The organism is Streptomyces sp. M2CJ-2, from assembly GCF_016757295.1.
In the GTDB taxonomy this organism is placed as follows: Bacteria; Actinomycetota; Actinomycetes; order Streptomycetales; family Streptomycetaceae; genus Streptomyces.
Genome location: NZ_JAESIF010000007.1, coordinates 157,501 through 173,895, shown reverse-complemented (window position 1 = coordinate 173,895; position 16,395 = coordinate 157,501). Strand labels below are relative to the sequence as shown.

Sequence of the window (16,395 nt, the reverse complement as noted above, 5' to 3'; positions counted from 1 at the left end):
TCGTGGATCAGCGCACGGCGGTGCCCGGCCGGGGATCGGTGCCCGGCCGGGGGGTCGTGGGCTCCAGGCGGACGACGACGGCCTTCGATGCCGGCTGGTTGCTGACCTCGGCGACGCTGTCGAGCGGTACCAGGACCTGGGTCTCCGGGTAGTACGCGGCGGCACAGCCCCGTGCGCTCGGGTACGGCACCACCTTGAAGTCCTCGGCGCGGCGCTCGGTCTCGTCCGCCCACACGCCGACCAGGTCCACCCGCTGTCCCTCGGTCAGGCCGAGTTCCGCCAGGTCTCGCGGGTTGACGAGGACCACCCGGCGGCTTCCGCGGATGCCCCGGTAGCGGTCGTCGGTGGTGTAGGGAACGGTGTTCCACTGGTCGTGCGAGCGCAGGGTCTGCAGCAGCAGGTGTCCTTCGGGGACACCCGGCGCCTCCCCGGTGTTGCGGGTGAACAGGGCCTTGCCGGAAGCGGTGCGGAACACGCCCTCGTTGACCGGGTTCGGCAGTTGGATGCCGCCGGGACGGACCACGCGCCGGTTGAAGTCGTGCAGTCCCGGCACGATGCGGGAGATCCGGTCACGGATGGTCCCGTAGTCCGCCTCGAACTGCTCCCAGGAGACGTCGGCGCGGCCGTCGAGGGTGCGGCGGGCGAGCCGGCACAGGATGGCGACCTCGCTGAGCAGCAGGGGGGAGGCCGGCCTCAGGCGGCCACGGGAGGTGTGCACCTCGCTCATCGAGTTCTCGACGGTGACGAACTGTTCCCCGTTGGCCTGGATGTCCCGTTCGGTACGGCCGAGGGTCGGCAGGATCAGCGCGGTGTCGCCGCACACGGTGTGCGACCTGTTGAGCTTGGTCGAGATGTGGGCGGTCAGCCGGCACCTGCGCACGGCGTCCTCGGTGACCGCGCTGTCCGGGACGGCCCGGACGAAGTTTCCGGCCAGGCCGAGGAAGACCTTGATGCGGCCTTCGCGCATCGCCCTGATCGAGTTCACGGAGTCCAGTCCGTGGGCACGCGGCGGGTCGAAGCCGAACTCCTGCTGGAGCGCGTCGAGGAACGAGTCCGGCATCCGCTCCCAGATGCCCATGGTGCGGTCGCCCTGCACATTGCTGTGCCCCCGGACCGGGCAGGCGCCGGTGCCCGCCCTGCCCAGGTTGCCGCGCAGCATCAGGAAGTTCACGAACTCGCGGATGGTGGGGACGGCGTGCTTGTGCTGGGTGATGCCCATGGCCCAGCAGACGATGACGCGCCGGCTGCGCAGCACCTCGTCCCGGACCTGCTCGATCTCCTCACGCATCAGACCGGTCGCGGCGGTGACGTCCCGCCAGTCGACGGCGCGCACATGTGCGGCGAACTCGTCGAAGCCGGTGGTGTGGGCGCGGATGAAGTCGTGGTCCAGCACCTGCCCCGGCCGGGCGTCCTCGGCCTCCAGCAGCAGCCGGTTCAGGCCTTGGAACAGGGCCATGTCGCCGCCGAGGCGGATGTGCAGGAAACGGTCGGCGATCCGGGTTCCGGGGCCGACGACCCCGCGTGCTTTCTGCGGGTTCTTGAACCGCCTCAGTCCGGTTTCCGGCAGCGGGTTCACCGCGATGATGCGGGCACCGTTGCGTTTGGCCTCCTCCAGTGCGGACAGCATGCGCGGGTGGTTGCTGCCGGGATTCTGGCCCACCAGGAAGATCAGGTCGGTGTGGTGGAGGTCGTGGAGGCCGACCGTTCCCTTGCCCGTGCCCAGCGTCTCGTGCAGGGCGAAGCCGCTGGACTCGTGGCACAGGTTGCTGCAGTCGGGCAGGTTGTTGGTGCCGAACGCCCTGGCGAAGAGCTGCAGGACGAAGGCGGCCTCGTTACTGGCCCGGCCCGAGGTGTAGAAGACGGCCTCGTCGGGAGAGTCGAGCGCGGTCAGCTCCTCGGCGAGCAGGCCGAGGGCGTCATGCCAGCTGATCGGCTCGTAGGTGTCGGATCCCGGCCGTTTGACCATCGGTTCGGTGAGTCGGCCCTGCTGGTTGAGCCACATGTCGGAGCGTCGGCCCAGCTCGGAGACCGGGTGGGTGCGGAAGAAGTCGGCGGTGATCCGCCGCCCCGTCGCCTCGTCGGTGATGTGCTTGGCACCGTTCTCGCAGTATTCGTTGCGGTGCCGTTTCCCCGGGGCGGGGTCGGCCCAGGCGCAGCCGGGGCAGTCGATGCCGTGGACCTGGTTCATGGTCAGCAGCGTCTCGCCGACGCGCCCGGGAGACGTCTGCTCCAGGGAGTACTCCAGGGCGTGCATCACCGCGGGGACTCCCGCGGCCCACTTCTGGGGCGGGGTCACGGTGAGCGCGTCCTTCGGCTCTTCTCCGGGGGGCTTCTTCATCGGTTGCCTCTCGCGTGGACTGTTCCGCCCGTGGATTCAGCCGACGGGCCAGCAGGACACCCGGCTTCGGGGCGGTTCCGGCTCCATGGGCTGCACACGTCCGTTGCGGATGGTCCCGCGCCAGGCTCCGCCCGCGTCCCCCATCCCCTCGATGTACGTCTTGAAGTGCCGAAGCCCGGACCGCACCACACGGCGGGTCGCCCCGGGGACGGCGGCGAGCACACCGGCGGCACCGTGCGCCTCGGTCCGCACCCGCACGGTGATCTCCGTCGTGCCCGTCATGGTGCTCCGGAACGACACCTCGCCGCGGTGGGAGGGCCGTCGCTCGAGACTCCGCCAGACCAGATGCGAGTCCGGCACCTGCTCGACGATCTCGATCCCGACCTCACGGCGTACGGGTCCGGCACCGACGACCCACCGGGTGACGGCCGGCCTGACCTGGTCGACCCGCCGCACCCCGGTCATGAACCGGGGGAAGCTCTTGAACTGCGTCCAGGCGTCGTACGCGGTACGCACCGGGACCGCGACCTCGATCGTTTCCTCGACGGTGTGCATGACCCACCCATCTCCAGACGCCGTTCCCTCCAGTCTCAGTGCCCACCCGACAGCCCGCCACACGGCTTACTTCGAAGCGGTCACTGTCCCGGCGGTGGTCGGCGTGAGGGACGAGCCCGTGGCCGACCGGTCCGCATCATGTTGCCCACGCCGAGTTCCTCGCTGGAGAAGGACCCCGACCGTGAGTTGCTCACCAAGACACTGGCGGGGTTCCGGAACCGCTGAGAGGGCCGGGGCACGTCCTGAGGATCGACCGCCGGGCGCACTCCGCCCACACCGTCTTGCCGCCCGGAGGGTACGGCTCGCAGCCCCAGGTGTCCGCGAGCGAGGCGACGAGAAGCAGGCCCCGGCCGGACTCGCCGTCGGTGTCGGCGTCCGGGGGCGGCACGGGCTGACGCTCGCCCCGCGCGTCGGTCACCTCGATCCGCAGGGTGGCGGGGGTCAGGGTGAGGGCGAGGTGTGCCGTTCCTGCCCGACACCCGGCCGTGCAGGGCCGCGTTGGCGGTCAGCTCCGCAATGAGCAGGGACGCCGTGGCCGTGTTGTCGTCGGCTTCCGACCATCCCTGCTGCGTGGCGAGCCAGTGCTCGGCGGCATGGCGGGCGCCGTGCGCGCCCCGCGCCGTGGTGGGAAACATGGTGCGGAAGTGGCTCGTGACGACGGTCGGTTCACCGGGTGCGGTGACGGTTTCCTGATTCACATCACCGAGGGTGACCGATTCGTCCTACCGTGTGGAGCATTCCGGGCGGTACGCAGGGTGACTGTCCCGGTGCGGACGGTGTGATGTACGGGCGTACGGCCATGACCTGGCCAGGGGTTCGCCGGTTCGTCCCCAGTACGAGGAGCAAGGTGGTGGTGCGGCATGACAGCGCAGCCGGGTACGGGGGTTCCCACGGGCGGCGAGGCGGACGGTACGGACGAGGTCGCGGACCTGTTTCGGGCGCTCGGTCGGCAGATCAAGGTGGCCCGGGAGCGGGCCGGGCTGAGCCAGAAGGAGTTGGGCGACCGGCTCGGGTACGGGGAGGAGACGATCTCGTCGGTCGAGCGGGCACGACGCACACCTCAGCCCGAACTGCTGGTCGCCGTGGACCGGTTGCTGGAGTGCGGGGGCCTGTTGGCGTCCGCGGCAGAGGATGTGGAGCGGGCGAAGACCCGGCGGAGGGTGCGGCATCCGGAGTGGTTCCGGGATTATGCGCGGTTGGAGGCGGAGGCGGTGGAGCTGCGCTATTTCGCCAACCAGGCGGTGCCCGGCTTGTTCCAGACGCCGGACTACGCCCGCGCCGTCTTCGCCAGTCGACAGCCATTCTTCGATGAAGAGACCATCGAACAAAGGGTAACCGCAAGGATGGCTCGGCAGGAGTTGATGACACGGTGGCCGCCGCCGACTGTGAGCGCAACCATCCAGGAAAGCATTCTGCTTCAGCCCTTCGGCGGTCCAGACGTGCAGCGCGGACAACTGGAACAACTGCTGCGGGCAGGACGCTTGCGCCATGTGGAGATCCAGGTCATGCCGACCTCGAGCGAAGAGCACGCAGGCATGGGCGGCCCCTTCACTCTGCTCACCCCGAAGGGCAAACCGCAGGTGGCCTATCTGGAGGTCCAGCACATCAGCCGCCTCATCACTGACCAGGAAGAGGTGCGTGTCCTGGCCGCAAAACATGGCAGCATCCGAGGGCAGGCGCTCACCCCACGCGAGTCCCTACGCCTCATCGAGAAGATGCTGGGAGACCTATGAACACCGAACAGCTCGCACAGCTCACCTGGTTGAAGAGCAGCTACAGCGGCGACGAAGGCGGCGAGTGCGTCGAAGTCGCCCCCGACGCGACCGCCATACACGTACGGGACTCCAAGGAGCACGACGGACCTCAGCTCGCGTTCCCGCGGAGCGTATGGTCCGGGTTCGTCGCGAGCCTGGGGCGAAACCGGATCTGACCTGCCCGCCCGAGACCACGACGCTCAGTCCTCGCGGTTCGACTCTTCCTTGGTGTCGGGCGTACGGACCGGCACTGACAGCGTCGAAGGAGGTTCGGAGTTCTCGGCGCCGACGCCCGGCCGGCCCGGGCCGCGGGTGCGGTCCGGGCCGGCCGGGTCGTGTCGGGTCCGGTTCACGCCTCGGGTGCCGGGTCCTGGGTGAAGGCCGCGTGGAAGCGGCGGGTGTGGTCGACCCGGCGTTCCGGGCCGGTCAGGGTGACCGTCGCCGTCAGGCGGGGGTCGGTGCTCGACGCGGCGAGGCGGAGTTCCAGGTCGCCGGGTTCGACGATCCGGCGGCCGTCGCGGCCGGTGAAGGAGGCCACGTCGGAGGGGACCGTGACGTGGACGCGGCGGGCCTCGCCCGGCTCCAGCGGGACCCGGGTGTAGCCGACGAGGCGCTGCACCGGCTGGACGACGGAGGCGACCGGGTCGTGGAGATAGAGCTGGACGACCTCGGTGCCGGACCGTTCGCCGGTGTTGCGGACGGTGAGGGCGAGGGTGAACTCGCCGTCCGTGGGGGCCTCCCGCGCGTTCACGGTGAGGTCGCTCCAGGTGAAACTCGTGTACGTCAGGCCGTGCCCGAAGCCGAACGCCGGGGTCGGGTCGATGTTGGACACCTCGCTGACCTGGGCGAGGCGTGCGCCGAGGTAGGTGGTCGGCTGGGCGCCCGGGCCGCGCGGCACGCTGACCGGGAGCCGTCCGGAGGGGTCGGTGCGGCCGCTGAGGATCCCGGCGATCGCGTGGGTGCCCTCGACGCCGGGGAAGAAGGACTGCACGATCGCCGCCGAGTCGGCCGTGGCACGACCGAGGGCGTACGGCCGGCCGGCGAGCAGTACGGTCACCACCGGCGTGCCGGAGTCGAGCAGCGCGTCGAGCAGGGGCTGCTGGGCGCCGGGCAGGGTGAGGGACTCGGCGTCGCAGCCCTCACCGCTGGTGCCGCGGCCGAACAGGCCCGCCCGGTCGCCGAGGGCGGCGATGACGAGGTCCGCCTCGCGGGCCGCGTCCACCGCCTCACCGATGCCGGAGAGGTCGCCGTCGTCGACGCCGGTGCCGCGGGTGACCGTGATGTCCGCGTCGGGGAACTCGGCGGCCAGGGTGTCGCGCAGGGTGGGCAGGTCGATGCCGACCGGGACCTGGGGGTGCTGCACGCCGACGTGCAGCGGGAAGGAGTAGCAGCCCAGTACGGCGGTCGGCTCGGTGGCGTTGGGGCCGACCAGGGCGATGCGGCGGGGCCGAGTGAGCGGCAGGGTGCCGTCGTTGGTGAGCAGTACGACCGCCTTCTCGGCGATCTCGCGGGCCAGTTCCCGGTTCTCGGGCCGGTCCAGGTCGATCCTGCCGCGCAGCGCCTCGGGGTCGTCCGGGTCGACGCCCTCGAGCGCGGGCGGGACCGGGCTCCAGTCCGGGTCGAGCAGGCCGAGGACCGCCTTCTGGCCGAGGACGCGGCGCAGGGCGCGGTCGATGAGCGGCTCGGGGACCCGCCCCTCGGTGACGGCCTCGACGAGCGGCGCGCCGAACGTCTTGACGGTGGGCAGTTCGATGTCGACGCCCGCCGTCAGCGCGGTGCCCGCGGCGTCGGCCCAGTCGGCGGCGACTCCGTGCAGGGTCCTGAGGAAGGCGATGCCGAAGTAGTCGGCGACGACGGTGCCGTCGAAGCCCCAGGTGTCGCGGAGCAGTCCGGTCAGCAGCGTCTCGTCGGCGGCCACGGGCACGCCGTCGATGTCGTTGTAGGCGTGCATCACGGAGCGGGCGCCGCCCTCGCGGATCGCCATCTCGAACGGCGGCAGCAGGACGTCGGCCCGTTCGCGGGTGCCCATGGGGGCAGGGGCGAGGTTGCGTCCGGCGCGGGAGGCCGAGTAGCCGACGAAGTGTTTGAGGGTGGCGACGATCCCGGCGGACTCCAGGCCCTGCACATATGCCGTGCCGATGGTGCCGACGAGGTGGGGGTCCTCGCCGATGGTCTCCTCGACACGTCCCCAGCGGGCGTCGCGGACCACGTCGAGGACGGGTGCGAGGCCCTGGTGGACGCCGACGGACCGCATGTCGCGGCCGATGGCGGCGGCCATCCGGCGCACCACGTCCGGGTCGAAGGTGGCGCCCCAGGACAGCGGGACGGGGTAGGCGGTGGCGCCCCAGGCGGCGAAGCCGGCCAGGCACTCCTCGTGCGCGACGGCGGGGATGCCGAAGCGGTTCGCCGAGGCGATGCGGGTCTGGGTGCGCAGCAGCGAGAGCGCGCCGAGCGCGGGGTCGACGGGGACGGTGCCGAAGGGGCGGGTGAGCTGGCCCAGTCCGGTGGGCAGGAGTGCGTCGAGGTCGACGGCCTCCTCCATGTCGTGCTGGTGGGGGGCGACTTCGCCGCCCTTGTCGGAGGCACCGACCCACACGCCGTACAGCTGGGCGATCTTCTCCTGGAGGGTCATCGCGCCGATCAGCGCGTCGACTCTGGCGGCGACGGGCTGAGCGGGGTCGTTCCAGAGGGGGATGTCGGGGGTGGTCTCTACGGCCACGTTGGCAGTCACTTTCCTCCGACGCCCATCAGCCCCTGGACCAGGGCGCGACGGGCGAACAGGTAGACGAGCAGGACGGGCACCATGGACAGCACCACGGCTCCCAGCAGACCGGGGATGTCGATGCCGTGTTCGGTCTGGAAGTTGTACAGACCCAGGGTGACCACCTTGGTGGCGTCGGACTGGGTCAGGACGAGCGGGAACAGGAAGCCGTTCCACGCCTGGAGCGCGGAGAAGACCACGATCGTGGACAGTCCGCCGCGGGACAGCGGCAGGACGAGCTGGAAGAACACGCGCCGAGGGGTGGCGCCGTCCATGGCCATGGCCTCGTACAGCTCCGGGGAGATGTCGCGCATCGCGCCGCTGAGGATCAGTGCCGACATCGGAAGGCAGAACGCGGCGGTGGGCAGGATGACGCCGAGCAGGTTGTCGTACAGCCCGGCCTCGCTGATGAGGTAGAACATCGGCACGATGACGGCCTGGGCCGGGATGGCGAGGCCGAGCAGGAACAGCCGGAAGACGGCGGACGTGATCCGGCCCCGGCTGCGGACGATCGCGTAGGCGAGGGGCGGGACCAGCAGCAGCACGATGCCGATCACGCAGGCGGTGACGACGAGCGTGTTGAGGAAGTACCGGCCGAAGCCCGAGTCGAAGGCGCCGGTGTAGTTGTCCAGGGTGAAGCTGTCCGGGAGGGAGACCGGGCCGTTCTCGGCGTAGTCCTGGCGGGTGCGCACCGTCGCGGCGAGCATCACGTACAGCGGCAGGCCGACCAGGAAGAGCCAGAGGAGCGAGCCGGCGCCGGCCAGGTAGTGGGGGCGGCGCCTCATGACACACCTTCCATGGTGCTGCGCATCTTGTCGTAGCCGGAGACCCGGACGACGATCAGGGAGATGACGGTGGCCGCGACGACCAGGGTGAGGACGATGGCGGAGCCGGCGCCGAAGTCGAAGCCCTTGAAGGCCTTGTCGTACATGTAGTAGGCGCTGATGGTGGTGTCGGTGCCGGGGCCGCCCTGGGTCAGGATGAGGACCGTCTCGAACGTGGTCAGGCCGCCGACGATCATCAGGATCATCGAGGTGATCATCGAGGTGCGCAGCTGCGGCAGGGTGATGTGGAAGAACTGCCGGTAGCGGCCCGCCCCGTCGATCTCCGCCGCCTGGTAGAGCACCTGTGGGACGGCCCGGGCGGCGCCCTGGTAGATCAGGGTGTGGAACGGGGTGAACTGCCAGGTGCTGACGAACGCCAGCACCCCGATGGCGGTGGCCTGTTCACCGAACAGGTTGCCGTCGCCGAACAGCCAGGCGGCCTCGGCGGGGATGCCGAAGTTGGGGTCCAGCAGCGCCCGCCACAGCACGGAGACGGCCGTGGCGGACAGCAGCAGCGGGATGAAGTAGATGACGGACAGCACGGCCCGGTTGCGCTGGTGGCCGGCGGCCCAGACGCCGAGCACGATGCTCAGCGGTGTCTGGACGACCACGCCGAGCACGGTCAGGAGCAGGGTCAGCCAGATGCTCTTGAGCATCACCGGGTCGTCCATCAGGCGCGACCAGTTGTCCGTGCCGACGAACCGGGGCGAGCCGATCCCGTCCCAGCTCATGAAGGACAGCACGGCCACCATGATCAGCGGGACGATCGCGAAGAGGGCGAAGAACACTGCGGCGGGCAGCGCCCAGGCGAAGCCGGGGCGGCCCACCGTCGTTGCGGACGGGGCGGGCGGCCGCCGCCGGGGCCCCTTGCGGGGTCCGGCGGCGGGCGGAGCGCTCGTGATCTGAGTGGTCATGAGCCGTTCATTCGGTGGGGAGGGCCTGCATGGCCTTGATGAAGCCGTCCGTGTCGAGCTGTCCGTTGAAGAACTGCTGGATGGCCTTGTGCATGTCCGAGCTCGCCTTCTGCGGGTACGCCTGGTCCCAGGACAGCTGGAACGACGGGGCGTCGGCGACCAGGTCGTACTGGAAGCGCGAGTACTCGGGGGTGCCCGCGGTCTCGATGAACTTGTCGGTGTTGGTCGTGGTCGGCAGGTTGCCGATCTCCAGCTGCGCCTTGACGAACTCGTCGGAGTACATGAGCTTCAGGAACTCGGCGACGGCCTCGGGGTGCTTGGTCTTCTTCATCACCGAGTAGTAGTTGTTGGTGTTGCCGGCGACGTTGGCCGGATCGCCCTTGCCGCCCTCGACGGTCGGGAAGGCGGTGTAACCGAGGTCCTTCTCGGCGAAGTCCTCGTGGTCCGTCAGCTGCTGGGAGTAGTACCAGGAGCCCATCAGCTCGAAGCCGGCCTTGCCCGAGGCCACCAGGGCGACCGAGCCGCCGTTGGTGTACTTGACGGAGTCGTAGTTCTTGCCGAAGGCGCCGGCGTCGACGAGCTCCCTGATCATGCCCAGGGCCTTCTTGCCGTCCGCGCTCCCCCAGGCGCTCTTGTCGCCCCCGACGGCCTTCTCGAACAGCCCGGGGCCGGCCACGCGGTCGAAGAGGTACTGGAACCACATCTGCGTCGGCCAGACGTCGCCGCCGCCGAGCGCGATCGGTGTGACGCCCGCGTCCTTGAGCTTCCCGACCGCGTCGAGCAGTTCGTCCCAGGTCTTCGGCGGCTTGACGCCCGCCTCGTCGAGGACCTTCTTGTTGTGGAAGAGCAGGACCGGCTGGGTGCCGCGCATCGGGACGCCGTACGGCTTGCCGCTGACGACCGCGTTGTTGAAGACGGACGGCAGGAACTTGTTCTCCAGGTCCGGGTCCTTCTCGATGAAGTCGTCCAGCGGCATCAGCAGGTCGGCCTTGACGAACGGCTTGATGCTGCCGCCGCCCCAGTTGAAGAAGACGTCCGGTGCCTGGGGGGTGCTGATGATCGTCTGAAGCTTCTTCTGGTAGTCCGCACCGGGGATGGTGTCGAGGACGACCTTGACGTCGGACGTCTTGTTGAACGTGTCGACGATCCGCTTCTCGACCTTGTTGGTGGCGTCCCCGTAGACCAGGACATGGATCTTGCCGTCGTCCGCCGACGCACCACTGTCACCGCCGCAGGCCGAAAGACCCAGGGTGAGGGCGAACGTCGCACCACAAGCGACCAGTCTGGGCAAGCGCGCACGTGTCTTCATCGTTTGCCTTTCGAAAGTTTCGACTCAAGCGCCGAAAGTCCATGCGCTGGGACAGTAGGTCAGGGTCGGTTGCCGGTCAACGGTCCTGCACGTGCTCGCCCAAACCGTTACCGACGCGCGGTGGCCTATCCTGCGGCCATGCACGATGACGACGAGGTGAGCGGCAGAGTCACCCTGGCCGCGGTCGCGAAAGAGGCCGGCGTTTCGATGCCGACAGTTTCGAAGGTCCTCAACGGCCGGTCGGACGTCTCCCGCGCGACGCGGACCAAGGTGGAGCGGCTTCTGGAGACCCACGGCTACCGTCGGCGCGGGCAGCCGACATCCCGCTCCCCGCTCATCGAGCTCGTCTTCCACGAACTGGACAGCATCTGGTCGATGGAGCTGATCAAAGGCGTGGAGAACGTCGCCAGGGAGAACCGCGCGACGGTGGCGCTCACCGAGAGCGGTACCCGGCACACGCCCGCGCCGGATTGGCTCCCGGGTGTGCTGCAACGCAGGCCGCTGGGCGTCGTCCTGGTCTTCTCCGCACTCCCCGAGGACGTCAAGCGCCGGCTCAGGGCGGCGGCCATCCCCTTCGTCGTCATCGACCCGGCGGGCGACCCCGACCCGGACGTCCCCTCGGTCGGCTCCGCCAACTGGGCCGGCGGCCTCGCCGCCACTCGCCACCTCACCGGCCTCGGTCACGAGCGGGTCGCGATCATCACCGGTCCCGAGGACATGCTGTGCTCGCTGGCCCGCCTCGACGGCTACCGCTCGGCCATGGCGATGGCGGGCCTGGAGACCGACCCGCGTCTGATGCGTTTCGGCGACTTCCATGTGCAGGGCGGCTTCGAGCACGCCATGGACCTGCTGGACGGACCCGGCCGGCCGACGGCGATCTTCGCGGGCAGCGACCTCCAGGCGCTGGGCGTGCTGGAGGCTGCACGGGTCAGGGGCCTGCGCGTGCCGGAGGACCTGTCGGTGGTCGGCTACGACGACGTACCGCCGGCGCAGTGGTCGAGTCCGCCGCTCACCACGGTCCACCAGCCGCTGCGGCACATGGCCGAGGAGGCCGCCCGGATGCTGCTCCGCCCGGACGTCCCGGGCACGGCCGCCCAGCGCATAGAGCTGGCGACGCACCTGGTGGTACGGCAGAGCACGGCTCCGCCCAGGGAGGCGTGAGGGGGCACGGGCACGGCAGCCTCTAAGGACACGCAAGGGAAATTCGAATGTTTCGAAGTTCCCCGAAAAGGCATTGCGGCGACGCGATGGCCGCCTTTACGCCGTCGACCCTGCTGACGGCGCCAGGCGAGCCCCGCATCCGGCCGATCAGTTCGACGTTCGGGGCGAAATCCCCTCCTGGGCCGTACGCCGGAAGTCATCAGGCGACATTTAGCAGGACTTCCGGAGCGGGGCCGGTGCGTGGACCGGCCCCGCTCTGTTCCGGCGACGCCTTGAGGCCGGTCAGGCGCCGGGCAGGACCCCGCTGCGGGCCACCTCGGAGTACAGCGGGCGCTGGCCTTGGGGATGCGGGTGCCGGTCGGGTAGTCCACTTGAAGTGCTCTCCCTCGTAAACGAGGGAGACTCCCACCTACCTTGCGGTGGCGGGCTTGACGCCACGGGGACGCCTGACGACTGCCCTCCCGGCAGCCGGGACGAGCGCGAGGCCCATCCGGTACAGATGCAAGACGTTCCGGGCCGCATTGTGGTCGGCGTTGCCGGACCAGCCGCAATCGGGGTTCTTGCAGGCGAACACGGCCTGGGTCTGCCGGCTGCCCGGTGTGGTGAACCCACAGGCCGAGCAGCGCAGGGAGGTTCCGGGGGCGGGAACCTTGTGCAGGGCGCCGCCCCGGCGGGCGGTCTTGTAGGTCAGCATCGTCACGGTGCGGCCCCATGCCTCCTGGCTGATGGAGCGGTTCAGGCCGGACTTCTGCGCGACGTTCCGGCCGGGTTCCTCAAGGGTGCCCCGGGCGGACTTGACCATGTTCGTGATGGTGAGTGCTTCGACCACGACGGTGCCGTACTGCCTGGCGATGGCGGTGGTGGTCTTGTGCTGCCAGTCAACGGCGCGGCGCGTGGCTCTTGCGCGGAGCTGTTTGATCTGGTCGTAGGTGTGCCGCAGGCGGCGGGAGGTCTTCTCCCCGCGCCTGCGGTGCTGCTTGCGCCAGGCGGCGCGTCGTTCCAGGCGCAGCAGCCTGGCCTTCTCCCGCGGGTTCAGCCACTTGTCGCGGTCGGCCGTTCCGTCGGGCAGACGGGGCGGGCGGCCGTGGTCCTGGTGGTTGCCGTCCGAGAGGGCGAGGGGCAGGTTCACCCCGGCGTCAATGCCGACGTGCGGGCCGGTGTGTGGCTCCGGCTTGGCTTCGAAGATCTGGACACGGAAGGCGATGTGCCAGCCGAGGGCGTCCTTGACCAGCCGGGCCCCGGTGATCCGGTTCTCGCTGGTGGCGTGTTTGCCGACCGGGAGGTCCTTGGTCCAGCGGAAGCGGACCCGGCCGACCTTCGGGATGTTGACCATGCCCCAGCGGCGGTGCACCCGGGTGATGTGCAGGTCGCGGCCCTGCGGGATGTCCACCGACATCACCGTGCGCGGGCGGGATTTGAAGGTGGGGGCGTCGGCGCGGCCGTCCCAGCAGTTCTTCCAGGCCTGGAAGTATGTCTTCAGCACCGCCTGTGCGGCCTGGGCGGGGAGCACGCCGAGCCAGTCGATCTCCTGGCGGGCCCGGCGGATCGCGACGTCTGCCGCCGACAGGCTGCGCTTGTCCTTGGGGAGCATCGTCCACCAGTCGTGCAGGCAGTTCCACAAGGTGCGGGCCGCGTGCGCCTGGTCGTCCATGAGCCGGGCCTGTGCGGGGGTCGGTGCCAGCCGGGCGCGGTGCCCGAACTGCCGTCGCCCCTGAACACGTTCCGTACTCACGCGGTCACAGTACCGCGTGGCCGTGTGCCGCCGCGCCGGGATCCACATCCCGACGTACGCACCGGCCGTCACCTCGTCCACCACCTGCACGTCCACTTGGTTTTTGTCACCAAGTACCGACGTGAGGCGTTCACGGGCGAGATGCTGAGGCGGTACGAGGAGATCATGCGGGAGGTCTGCCAGGACTTCGGGGCCGAGCTGAAGCAGTTCAACAGCGAACACGATCACGTCCACCTGCTGGTGCACTACCCGCCCACGGTCCAGCTCTTCAGGCTGGTCAACTCCCTCAAGGGCGTCTCCTCCCGGTACCTGCGCAAGGAGTACGACGCGCATGTCCGCCGGTACCTGTGGGGCGGCCGTTTCTGGTCCGGCTCGTACTTCGCCGGATCCTGCGGCGGGGCACCCACGAGCGTCGTACGCCAGTACATCGAGAACCAGCAGCGCCCCGTGTGATCCGGCCGAGGTCAACAGCGCCGAGGTCAACAGCACAGATCCGCAACCGAAGCCGAGGTCAGAGCAGTAGTGAGAGGAGCTTCACCTTCCCCGTGAACGGGGGAGCACTGCGCAAGATCAAAGGTAGACCGCGCCGAAACGCCTGCCGTAGCCGTGGGCCCACTCGAAGTCGTCCAGCAGCGACCACAGGAAGTAACCGCGCGTGTCCGCGCCGTCGGCGGTGGTGTCGCCGAGCGCCGACCAGGTCGCCTTCCACAAGCTGCCCGGCGACCTCACCGACATCACCCGGCACGGCGCGCCCCGGCAGCAGGTGACGCTGCCGACGGAACTGGTGGTGCGCGAGTCGTCGTAGGCGCGCGGCTCCCCGTCACTCGCACTGCCCGGCACCGGTGTTCGGTGCCGGGCAGTGCGTGTCGCAGGGGTGGCCCGGGGGTGCGGCGGGTGGGGTCAGGCGGTGTTCAGGGTCCACTTCTGGTTGGCGCCGCCGGTGCAGGTCCAGATCTGGGCGGGGGTGCCGTTCGCGGAGTTGTTGCCGGTGATGTCGAGGCACTTGTCCGCGCCGGTGTTGACCACGTCGTGGGTCGTGGCGCTGTACGACCATCGCTGCGCCGTGCTGCCGTTGCACGTGTGGAGCTGTACGCGTGCGCCGTCGGCCGTGGAGGCGGCGCTCACGTCCAGGCACTTGCCGAGCGCCCGCACGCTGCCGTCGGCGCCCACGGTCCAGCGCTGGGCCGCCGTGCCGTTGCAGGTGTACAGCTGCACCGCGGTGCCGTCGGCCGTGGCCCCGCCCGCGACGTCGAGGCACTTGCCCGCGAGCCCGGTGAGGGTGCCGGTGCCGCCGCCCGGGTTGCCCGACGGGGTGCCGGACCAGGTGAAGGTGGCCGTGGTACGGGCGGGCAGTGTGTAGGTGAAGGACTGGCCGCCCCAGTCGACGCGGACCGAGCGGGCCGAGGTGCCGCCGTTGTGGGCGATGAGGGCCTTGGAGCCGTCGGGGTTGCGCCAGGCCACGTTGGGCACCGTGCCACTGGCGGTGGAGGCGATCCGGTGGGCGCCGGGCCTGACGAACTTGGTCAGGTGACCGGTGGTGTAGTACTCGATCGTGTAGTCGACCTGCCCTGCCCGCGGGCCGCCTTCCTGCACGGTGATCAGCCCGGTGCAGGTGCCGCAGCCGCCATTGTGCGGTCCCCTGTCCTGGTTGAGTGCCAGGCTCCACTTGACCAGGCTGCTGCTCCAGTTGCGCGCGTAGCCCACGATGTCGGCCAGGTCCTCGTTGTGCTGGTTGCCGATCCAGGTGCCGCCGGAGTGCTCGGTGCTGAACTGCCGCACGTTCGGGTACTGGTCGTGCACCTGGCTGCCCACCGCGGGGTCGCCGGCGTAGCCGTGCCAGGCGATGCCTCCGAAGAGCGGGTCGTTGCGCACCCCGGCGTCCGCGAGGACGGGAGCGCCGAAGTTCGCGTAGTCGCCGTAGTTCCAGTCGTGGACGAGGACCTTGGTGTCGATTCCGGCGGCGCGGAAGGCCGGGTAGACGTGGTTCTTGGTGAACTCGACCAGCCCGGACGGGTTCCAGCTCATTCCGGGGTAGTTCATGGCCGTGGGGTTGCCGGCCTGGCAGCAGTTCGGTTCGTTCTGGACGGACAGGTAGTCGACGTCCACGCCGGCGGCCCGGTAGCTCTGGATGTACTTGACCAGGTACTGGGCGTACAGGGGGTAGTACTCCCACTTGAGCCAGCCCATCTGGTCCATGCGGCCGTTGTCCTTCATCCAGCCGGGAGCGCTCCAGGGAACGCCCTTGACTCGCAGTTCCGGATTGAGCTGCTGGGCCTGTGCGGTGAGCAGCCGGACATCGGTGTCGTAGCCGTTGGTGCCGAAGTCGGACAGGTCGCAGCAGGTGTCGTCGAGGGAGACGTGGCCCGGCCGGGAGAGGTCGGAGGCGCCGATCGGGTTGCGGACGAAGGACAGCCCGATGCCGTCCGTCGGTGAGAACAGTCTGCGCATCACGGCGTCACGGGTCGAGGCGCTGACGGCGCCGCCGCGCAGCAGATGGGCGGTGGTGTCGGTGATCGAGGCGCCGCCGCCCTCGAACCGCTGGTAGGTCGTCGCCTCGTCGACGGTGATCGTCTGGTCGGCGCCGCCCTGGGCGGGGCCGAAGGTCACCGGTGTCTGTTCGGCCAGGCCGCGGGTGACGTTGCGGCCGCCCGCGTCGGACGTCGTGGTGAGCCATACGCCGACCCGCTCCCCCGCGGCGACCGCCTGGGGCGTCGTGCCGGGGGCGAGGGTCAGGGCGAGGGCGAGGATGAGTGCGGCGGCCAGTGACGCGGGGAGCCGGCGGGCGTGAGGTGTGCCGCGGAACAGGACGCGTCTGCGCAGGGGAGTCATGAGTGCGGCCTCTCGGTGGGGGGTGTCCTCGTGGGGGGTGTCCTCGCCTTCAGGTCCTTCAGGTCCTTCAGGCCCTGAAGGACTGGAACGCGCGGTGGGGGCGACGGTGTCGGGGGCCGCCCGCGGGGACGGCGTGAGACACGTGGTGAGAACTGCGGGTTGTGCCGGGCCGATGAACCGAACGACTTATCTCAAGGCGTGATTGAACTCTTAAGTCA

The 16,395-nt window shown here is 69.8% G+C and carries 13 protein-coding genes and 2 pseudogenes; 5 read left to right on the top strand and 10 right to left on the bottom strand.

What is annotated here, in order from left to right; all coding sequences use genetic code 11:
• Positions 1-7 precede the first annotated feature (7 nt).
• The 3 genes and pseudogenes from JL475_RS09440 to JL475_RS39875 form a co-directional block, all read right to left on the bottom strand.
• Positions 8-2,338, bottom strand: coding sequence for an FdhF/YdeP family oxidoreductase (locus JL475_RS09440; RefSeq protein ID WP_202276995.1), 2,331 nt, complete (start codon positions 2,336-2,338; stop codon positions 8-10).
• Between the two features lie 36 nt (positions 2,339-2,374).
• Positions 2,375-2,893 carry an SRPBCC family protein gene (locus JL475_RS09435; RefSeq protein WP_202276994.1) on the bottom strand — a complete coding sequence of 173 codons (519 nt, stop codon included), beginning with the start codon at positions 2,891-2,893 and terminating at the stop codon, positions 2,375-2,377.
• 190 nt (positions 2,894-3,083) lie between these two features.
• Positions 3,084-3,591, bottom strand: a pseudogene (locus JL475_RS39875) (ATP-binding protein).
• 162 nt (positions 3,592-3,753) lie between these two features.
• Between JL475_RS39875 and JL475_RS09430 the strand changes: the two are divergent.
• Positions 3,754-4,626: a helix-turn-helix transcriptional regulator gene (locus tag JL475_RS09430; RefSeq protein ID WP_202276993.1), complete on the top strand. Its 873-nt coding sequence runs from the start codon at positions 3,754-3,756 to the stop codon at positions 4,624-4,626.
• Complete coding sequence (locus JL475_RS09425) at positions 4,623-4,823, top strand: DUF397 domain-containing protein (protein ID WP_202276992.1); 201 nt, start codon at positions 4,623-4,625, stop codon at positions 4,821-4,823. Before JL475_RS09430 ends, JL475_RS09425 begins: the two co-directional genes overlap by 4 nt.
• A gap of 173 nt (positions 4,824-4,996) precedes the next feature.
• On the opposite strand, the gene JL475_RS09420 is transcribed toward JL475_RS09425, so the two are convergent.
• Genes JL475_RS09420 through JL475_RS09405 form a run of 4 tightly spaced genes read right to left on the bottom strand, consistent with a single transcriptional unit; the run spans position 4,997 to position 10,455 of the window.
• Positions 4,997-7,378, bottom strand: a complete 2,382-nt coding sequence (locus JL475_RS09420; protein WP_202276991.1) for a glycoside hydrolase family 3 N-terminal domain-containing protein — start codon at positions 7,376-7,378, stop codon at positions 4,997-4,999.
• The gene (locus JL475_RS09415) at positions 7,375-8,193 is read right to left on the bottom strand and encodes a carbohydrate ABC transporter permease (protein ID WP_202276990.1); all 819 of its coding nucleotides are present in this window, start codon (positions 8,191-8,193) and stop codon (positions 7,375-7,377) included. The genes JL475_RS09420 and JL475_RS09415 overlap by 4 nt, the downstream gene beginning before the upstream one ends.
• Entirely contained in the window at positions 8,190-9,146 is a 957-nt protein-coding gene (locus tag JL475_RS09410; RefSeq protein WP_202276989.1) for a carbohydrate ABC transporter permease, read from the bottom strand. The genes JL475_RS09415 and JL475_RS09410 overlap by 4 nt, the downstream gene beginning before the upstream one ends.
• A gap of 7 nt (positions 9,147-9,153) precedes the next feature.
• Positions 9,154-10,455: an ABC transporter substrate-binding protein gene (locus JL475_RS09405; RefSeq protein ID WP_202276988.1), complete on the bottom strand. Its 1,302-nt coding sequence runs from the start codon at positions 10,453-10,455 to the stop codon at positions 9,154-9,156.
• Positions 10,456-10,593: 138 nt separating this feature from the next.
• Here JL475_RS09405 and JL475_RS09400 point away from each other — a divergent pair, with 138 nt between their 5' ends.
• The gene (locus JL475_RS09400) at positions 10,594-11,616 is read left to right on the top strand and encodes a LacI family DNA-binding transcriptional regulator (protein ID WP_202276987.1); all 1,023 of its coding nucleotides are present in this window, start codon (positions 10,594-10,596) and stop codon (positions 11,614-11,616) included.
• A gap of 409 nt (positions 11,617-12,025) precedes the next feature.
• On the opposite strand, the gene JL475_RS09395 is transcribed toward JL475_RS09400, so the two are convergent.
• Positions 12,026-13,348 carry an RNA-guided endonuclease TnpB family protein gene (locus JL475_RS09395; RefSeq protein ID WP_202276986.1) on the bottom strand — a complete coding sequence of 441 codons (1,323 nt, stop codon included), beginning with the start codon at positions 13,346-13,348 and terminating at the stop codon, positions 12,026-12,028.
• Positions 13,349-13,372: 24 nt separating this feature from the next.
• Between JL475_RS09395 and tnpA the strand changes: the two genes are divergently transcribed.
• Positions 13,373-13,801 carry an IS200/IS605 family transposase gene (gene tnpA, locus JL475_RS09390; protein WP_202276985.1) on the top strand — a complete coding sequence of 143 codons (429 nt, stop codon included), beginning with the start codon at positions 13,373-13,375 and terminating at the stop codon, positions 13,799-13,801.
• 120 nt (positions 13,802-13,921) lie between these two features.
• Here tnpA and JL475_RS09385 read toward each other — a convergent pair.
• A pseudogene (locus tag JL475_RS09385) lies at positions 13,922-14,017 on the bottom strand (family 1 glycosylhydrolase); the annotation flags it as partial.
• On the opposite strand from JL475_RS09385, the gene JL475_RS09380 reads away from it, so the two are divergent.
• Complete coding sequence (locus JL475_RS09380; protein ID WP_202277010.1) at positions 14,004-14,153, top strand: hypothetical protein; 150 nt, start codon at positions 14,004-14,006, stop codon at positions 14,151-14,153. The pseudogene JL475_RS09385 and the gene JL475_RS09380 overlap by 14 nt on opposite strands.
• Positions 14,154-14,248: 95 nt before the next feature.
• Here JL475_RS09380 and JL475_RS09375 read toward each other — a convergent pair whose 3' ends face one another.
• Positions 14,249-16,177 (bottom strand): lectin, encoded by a 1,929-nt coding sequence (locus tag JL475_RS09375; RefSeq protein ID WP_202276984.1) that lies wholly within the window; start codon positions 16,175-16,177, stop codon positions 14,249-14,251.
• Positions 16,178-16,395 lie beyond the last annotated feature (218 nt).

Coding starts and splice junctions, on each gene's coding strand:
- JL475_RS09415 (WP_202276990.1), bottom strand. CDS start 8,193: ATGAGGCGCCGCCCCCACTACCTGGCCGGCGCCGGCTCGCTCCTCTGG.
- JL475_RS09440 (WP_202276995.1), bottom strand. CDS start 2,338: ATGAAGAAGCCCCCCGGAGAAGAGCCGAAGGACGCGCTCACCGTGACC.
- JL475_RS09430 (WP_202276993.1), top strand. CDS start 3,754: ATGACAGCGCAGCCGGGTACGGGGGTTCCCACGGGCGGCGAGGCGGAC.
- JL475_RS09405 (WP_202276988.1), bottom strand. CDS start 10,455: ATGAAGACACGTGCGCGCTTGCCCAGACTGGTCGCTTGTGGTGCGACG.
- JL475_RS09410 (WP_202276989.1), bottom strand. CDS start 9,146: ATGACCACTCAGATCACGAGCGCTCCGCCCGCCGCCGGACCCCGCAAG.
- JL475_RS09425 (WP_202276992.1), top strand. CDS start 4,623: ATGAACACCGAACAGCTCGCACAGCTCACCTGGTTGAAGAGCAGCTAC.
- JL475_RS09375 (WP_202276984.1), bottom strand. CDS start 16,177: ATGACTCCCCTGCGCAGACGCGTCCTGTTCCGCGGCACACCTCACGCC.
- JL475_RS09400 (WP_202276987.1), top strand. CDS start 10,594: ATGCACGATGACGACGAGGTGAGCGGCAGAGTCACCCTGGCCGCGGTC.
- JL475_RS09435 (WP_202276994.1), bottom strand. CDS start 2,893: ATGCACACCGTCGAGGAAACGATCGAGGTCGCGGTCCCGGTGCGTACC.